Here is a 6394-nt window from a genome sequence, read left to right as displayed (position 1 = left end):
GGCGCGGGCGGGGTGACGACGCCGCCGACCAGCCCACCACCACCGCCGCCACCGCCACCGCAGGCGGTCAGAGCCGTCGCCGTCAGCAGCAGCGCCGCGACAGTCAAAATCCGATTACGCAACACGCACCCCAAGATCTTCGCTGTTCGACGAACCAGCCTTAGCTTCGCCGTTAGCTCCACCACAAGTTCAATCTTATCGCGGGCGCATGGCGTTTGGGGCCGAGCTGCCGCCAGCCTGCTGACATCGCCTGTCAGCAGGCCCCCTAGCCTTCCGGGCCTCGCGGACCTACTTTCGGGCATGGCCCGATCCACAGAGACCGAAGTCCCCTTCGAAAACGGGGGAGGCGTATCCGACGTCTCCGCCAAGTTCATCCACGACCCGGCCCTGGACAATGAGCTGGGCGCGGCGACCCCCGCCCTGTGGCAGCCGCACCGCCCGGCGCGGCCGGACAAGTCCGAGGGCGGCAAGCGGTTCAAGCTGGTCAGCGACTACGAGCCGGCCGGCGACCAGCCGACCGCCATCGCCGAGCTGGTGGCCGGCCTGGAGGGCAAGGAAAGCGATCAGGTCCTGCTGGGCGTCACCGGCTCGGGCAAGACCTTCACCATGGCCAAGGTCATCGAGGCCACCCAGCGCCCCGCCCTGATCCTGGCGCCGAACAAGACCCTGGCCGCCCAGCTCTACAGCGAGATGAAGAGCTTCTTCCCCGACAACGCGGTCGAGTATTTCGTCAGCTACTACGACTACTACCAGCCGGAAGCCTATGTGCCCCGGACCGACACCTATATCGAGAAGGACAGCTCCATCAACGAGCAGATCGACCGCATGCGCCACTCGGCGACGCGGGCGATCCTGGAACGCGACGACGTCATCGTCGTGGCCTCGGTCAGCTGCATCTACGGCATCGGCTCGGTCGAGACCTATACGGCCATGACCTTCACCCTGGAGGTCGGCCAGACCATCAACGAAAAGCAGATGATGGCCGACCTGGTGGCCCAGCAGTACAAGCGCAACGACGCCGCCTTCGAGCGCGGCACGTTCCGCCGTCGCGGCGACACCATCGAGATCTTCCCCGCCCACTACGAGGACCGCGCCTGGCGCGTCAGCCTGTTCGGCGACGAGGTCGAGGCGATCAGCGAGTTCGACCCGCTGACCGGCAAGAAGACCGGCGACCTGGAGGCCATCAAGGTCTATGCCAACAGCCACCACGTCACCCCGCGCCCCACCCTGCGCCAGGCGATCATCTCCATCCGCGCCGAGCTCAAGGAGCGCCTGGCCTGGATGGAGGCCAACGGCAAGCTCTTGGAGGCCCAGCGCCTGGAGCAGCGGACCAATTTCGACCTGGAGATGATCGAGACCACCGGCTCGTGCGCCGGCATCGAGAACTACAGCCGCTACCTGTCGGGCCGCCGGCCGGGCGAGCCGCCGCCGACCTTCTTCGAATACATCCCCGACAACGCCCTGCTGTTCACCGACGAGAGCCACCAGACGGTTCCGCAGATCGGCGCCATGTACAAGGGCGACCGCAACCGCAAATGGACCCTGGCCGAGTACGGCTTCCGCCTGCCCTCGGCCCTGGACAACCGCCCGCTGAAGTTCGAGGAGTGGGACGCCATGCGGCCCCAGTCGGTGCACGTCAGCGCCACCCCGGCCAAGTGGGAGCTGGAGCGGGCCGGCGGCGTCTTCGCCGAGCAGGTGATCCGCCCCACCGGCCTGATCGACCCGCCGGTCGAGGTCCGCCCGGTCTCCAAGGACGGCGCCAGCCAGGTCGACGACGTGGTCGACGAGATCCGCCAGACCAAGGCCAAGGGCTACCGCACCCTGGTCACCGTCCTGACCAAGAAGATGGCCGAGGACCTGACCGAATACCTGAACGAGCAGGGCGTCGCCGTGCGCTACATGCACAGCGACGTCGACACCATGGAGCGGATCGAGATCATCCGCGACCTGCGCCTGGGCCTGTTCGACGTGCTGGTCGGCATCAACCTGCTGCGCGAGGGCCTGGACATCCCCGAATGCGGCCTGGTCGCCATCCTCGACGCCGACAAGGAAGGCTTCCTGCGCTCGGAGACCAGCCTGATCCAGACGATCGGCCGCGCCGCCCGCAACATCGACGGCAAGGTCATCCTCTATGCCGACCGGGTGACCGGCAGCATGGAGCGGGCCATGGGCGAGACCTCGCGCCGCCGCGAGAAGCAGCACGCCTACAATATCGAGCACGGCATCACGCCCGAGAGCGTCAAGCGCGACATCAAGGACATCCTCAACAGCCCCTACGAGCGCGGCGACCGGGTCACCGTGCCGATCGGCGGCGTCGGCGAGGGCAAGGACGCCAAGCCGTTCAGCGGCGACAACTTCAAGGCCGCGCTGAAGGACATGGAGACCCGCATGCGCGAGGCCGCCGCCAACCTGGAGTTCGAGACCGCCGCCCGCCTGCGCGACGAGATCAAGCGCATGAAGCTGATGGACCTGGAGTTCGCCAACGAAGCCCTGACCGCCCCGGGCGAGGCGGTGGACAAGGCCATGCCCAAGCGCGTGCGCGCGGAGCTGCGGGCCGAACAGGCCGAGGCGTTCCGCAAGTCGCGGCTCTAAAAAACCCTCTCCCACAGGGAGAGGGAGGGACCCGTCGCGCAGCGATGGGAGGGTGAGGGTTACGCCGCCCTTCCCTTTCTTGAACCGCTCATCCCGGCGAACGCCGGGCTGAGCGGCGTTTTGGGATGTGCGAGCGGCGCGACCCCACCCGTCACAGAACAACGGTTGATCAATCGCCCCGCTCGCGCTCAAGCTCCCCGCACACCATCAGGGGAGCTCCTCACCATGACCACCACCCGCATCCTGATCGTCGGCCAGAACCCCGACACCGTCGACTTCCACGCCCCGGGCATCATCCCCGGCATGACCGCCGAAAAGGTCCGCGCCGGCCTGGACGCCAGCGAGGCCAGGCTGGAGGCCCAGGGCTATGCGGTCGACCAGCTGGAAGTCCTCCCCGACCTCGCCGCCGCCGAGGCCGCCACCGTCGCCCAGCTGAGCGGCCGCGACTACGCCGTGGTCGTCATCGGCGCCGGCATCCGCAACCCGCCGCCGAGCTTGGGGCTGTTCGAGACGGTGCTGAACGCCGTGCATCGGCATGCGCCGGGGGCGCGGATCGCGTTCAACACGCGGCCGGATGATAGTGATGTGGCGGCGGTGAGGTGGGTGGGGCGGTAAGCGGAGTAGACTGCTCGGCCGAACGTTTATTTCAAACTATCTTACGGCCACACGGCGGCAATTCATCCGTAGTATGGAGAGTTATACCCCAACACCACAAGGGCAGAAATAGGTATCACTCCGTGTTCTTCAGTTTCAAAAGACGCTTTTTCGGTATCAGCACCGGTAACAGCTACGCCAACCACGCGACCATACCTACTCAAGACTGGACCACCACTATTTCCGCCAATAATTGGTGACGATATGTTTGCGCGCTTTACACCAGATTTCATGGTGAAACTCTGAACTTTACCATCCTTTATACTCAAGGTTTTCCCGGGAGCATGGTCCGGGTATCCAACCAATGTTACGTCCGTGCGAACCTCGAGAGTGGTGAGAAAACTCTGCGACTCCAACGAGCTCACCTCTATCTCCTCGTCAATCTTCAAAACAGCCAAATCCACGTCCGCGCTACTCTTTATAACTGACACATTATATTTCTTCGCTGGCGCATTAGGATGATAGATAAATGGTTTAGACCCGACACAATGAGCACATGTAACCAACCCAATCCCGCTCAAGAAGAATGCCGACCCTTGAGAAATCGAGTCATGGTCTTCCAAAACCCATACAGCCCCATATAGGGATTTTTGCTTCTGGCTCTGAGTAACTGAAATCTTTTCCTTCGCTAATTCGTTGAAAGAATCTCTTAGCTTAAGATATATAGAATCACTATATCCACGTATATTTCCTACGTACTGAATCCTCCCGCGCATTACACGCTGTGCATCCTTGGTTCCTCCCAGATATTTTTCAGAAAAAAATTCCTGAAATTTCTGCGGGCCAAATTTTCTCCAAGCATGTAAGCTTGCTCGAATATTTCTAATGTACTTTCTAGGAACATTTGGAAATCTATTTACAACTAATCCCGTAACAACTTGCCGGTCTTCTCTCGATAAAAGTCGCGATTTCCTTTCATTCAGTTCAAATCCATTTCTACGCAGAACTTCGCGAAGAGATTCGTCAATTTCTGTATTTCTCTTACCATCTATGGCAATATACCGCGCTATATCCCTCGGGTACTCTCTACCATTGAAAGATATCGTTATATCGTCCGCATACCTTGTATAATAACATCCAAATGATTTGGCATAAGCCTTCAGGTTTGCATCCAGCCGGCCACATATCATATTTGATATAATGGGTGATGTAGGAGCTCCCTGGGGAAGGAATCCTTCATAGCAACAAATTTGAGCGATCACAGTCGCCACTTCGGGCGACAACCCATATGGTTGCGAGATCAAAAGCCCTCGCACACGACCAAAATTTATAGATCCAAAAAAGTTTTCAATATCTATATTTAATATAAATCTCTGCCTCTTGTGCTGTTCAGCATTTGAGTAGATGCCTTTATTTGGCAAAAATCCGTTTACACCTTGACGCGGTGAATATATTTCATAGAGAATCCGACTTAAGCGCCGCTGAATATGAACCAAACCTGAGTTTGGCGCGTTTATGGTTCTTTTATCACCATTTCTCTTCTGAATATCGAAGGTGCGATAGCGCATTGAAGGATGCAGCCTATACAAATAATAGGCCAAATGCTTTCCATAGTCACACCCCAGCAACGTCGCGAGTTGCTCTTTAGCCGTGATTGATTGTAGGGATTTTAGCTGCGCATTTTCCTGTTTTACATAGGAAACAGGTGTACCCGACCCCGGCTTATTCAACCTTATTCCCCCCGCCGATCGCATTCCCGCCCATCATATGGCGATCGCATCCGTCGACGAGGGAATGTACTCACGTTCAGAAACGCAGCGCTGTATCGACGCCACAGATCAATCCTTCGGGACCGGGTACGGATACCTTTATAGACGATTCAAGTTACCAAGGAAGCGCCAAAGTGGTGCGGCGCCGTGTCTGCTGCAACGCCGCTTGGCCCAGTGGCCCTACATCTCTTGGAGGATGCAGCGTGCCGATCTCGCCGTGAGCTGAAAGGCTGGCTCCCCTTTGCAGAGCGGGGGCGGCACCACGCGGATTCTTGCGGGAGAGGGTGGCGGTCCGGAGGACCGCCAGGAGAGAGGTCGATGGCGAGTCGGCCGCGTATGGCGGCACGGCTTGGCGGGGCGGCGGGCCTCTGAGAGACCCCTCTTCCGACCCGCTTCGCGGGCCTCATTCTCCCACAAGGGAGAAGGAGCGCCTACTTCCCGTCCGCCTCGGCGAAGAACACCTGCGGGCTGACCTCCAGCCCGCGCGCGATGCGGACGATGTTCACCAGGGCCACGTTGCGTTCGCCGCGTTCGATGCCGCCGATATAAGTGCGGTCCAGGCCGCAGATCAGCGCCAGGCCTTCCTGCGAGACGCCGGCCGCCGTGCGCAACGCGCGGAGGCGTTCGCCGAATCGTTTCTTGATGACGGCCTCGTCCGCGTCCATGGCGGCATTTGCTGCGAGGCGATGCCTATGGGTCCACGGACTATAGGTATCATTCCCGACAGGCCGCTCTCGCTATGCGCGACGAAATCGTTTGCCCAAGCCCATGTAGATGACTATAAGTATCCGGACTATAAGTATCGCCTATTCGACGGTCGCCACCAACTCCGCCGCCTTCACCCCCAGCGTCCGGGCCAGGCCGAAGATCGTCGTGGCGCTGGGGTTGCGCTCGCCGCGTTCGAGGAAGCCGACATAGTTGCGGTGCAGGCCCGCGCGCTCGGCCAGGGCCTCCTGGCTGAGACCCAGCGCCTTGCGATGACGGCGGATTTCGCGCCCCAGGGCGATGAGATCGTCTTTGTCGGCCACGCCGGACCGTTGCCTTGGTCGGCGTTGCGTTCTACATACTGTCAGTGTGTATTTTCTCAACCCTGAGGCAAGCGCATCATGAAACCCACCGCCGGCCCCCACCCCGTCGACGTCCATGTCGGCCGCGCCGTGCGATGGCGCCGCAAGCTGCGGGGGTTGAGCCAGCAGGCGCTGGCCGAGCGGATCGGCCTGACCTTCCAGCAGGTCCAGAAGTACGAGACCGGCGCCAACCGGATCAGCGCCTCGGCCTTGCACGCCATCGCCCGGACGCTGGAGGTCCCGGTGGCGTTCTTCTTCGACGGCCTGCCCGAGACGGTCGACGGCGCCGGCGCCGACCGTGAGGCTGACGAAGGCGCGTCGCTGACGGCGCGGATGCTGGGCGCGCCCGGCGGCCTGGCCATGGCCGAGGCC

The 6394-nt window shown here is 60.9% G+C and carries 6 protein-coding genes; 3 read left to right on the top strand and 3 right to left on the bottom strand.

Going from position 1 to position 6394, the window contains the following annotated elements; translation table 11 throughout:
• Positions 1-300 precede the first annotated feature (300 nt).
• The gene (gene uvrB / locus WAL33_RS17240) at positions 301-2592 is read left to right on the top strand and encodes an excinuclease ABC subunit UvrB (protein ID WP_422182753.1); all 2292 of its coding nucleotides are present in this window, start codon (positions 301-303) and stop codon (positions 2590-2592) included.
• 225 nt (positions 2593-2817) lie between these two features.
• Complete coding sequence (locus WAL33_RS17235) at positions 2818-3207, top strand: hypothetical protein (protein WP_422182752.1); 390 nt, start codon at positions 2818-2820, stop codon at positions 3205-3207.
• Between the two features lie 62 nt (positions 3208-3269).
• Here WAL33_RS17235 and WAL33_RS17230 read toward each other — a convergent pair whose 3' ends face one another.
• From WAL33_RS17230 to WAL33_RS17220, 3 genes are all read right to left on the bottom strand, one after another.
• The gene (locus WAL33_RS17230) at positions 3270-4916 is read right to left on the bottom strand and encodes a reverse transcriptase domain-containing protein (protein ID WP_422182751.1); all 1647 of its coding nucleotides are present in this window, start codon (positions 4914-4916) and stop codon (positions 3270-3272) included.
• Between the two features lie 470 nt (positions 4917-5386).
• Complete coding sequence (locus WAL33_RS17225) at positions 5387-5620, bottom strand: helix-turn-helix domain-containing protein (protein ID WP_422182750.1); 234 nt, start codon at positions 5618-5620, stop codon at positions 5387-5389.
• A 141-nt stretch (positions 5621-5761) separates the two neighbouring features.
• Positions 5762-5983 (bottom strand): helix-turn-helix domain-containing protein, encoded by a 222-nt coding sequence (locus tag WAL33_RS17220; protein ID WP_422182749.1) that lies wholly within the window; start codon positions 5981-5983, stop codon positions 5762-5764.
• A 78-nt stretch (positions 5984-6061) separates the two neighbouring features.
• On the opposite strand from WAL33_RS17220, the gene WAL33_RS17215 reads away from it, so the two are divergent.
• Positions 6062-6394, top strand: a 333-nt coding sequence (locus WAL33_RS17215; protein ID WP_422182748.1) for a helix-turn-helix domain-containing protein, incomplete at its 3' end; no start/stop codon positions are given.

It is taken from the genome of Caulobacter sp., from assembly GCF_049283275.1.
In the GTDB taxonomy this organism is placed as follows: domain Bacteria; phylum Pseudomonadota; class Alphaproteobacteria; order Caulobacterales; family Caulobacteraceae; genus Caulobacter.
The sequence above is the reverse complement of the archived record's forward strand: the minus strand, read 5'-3'. Positions and strand labels throughout refer to the sequence as shown.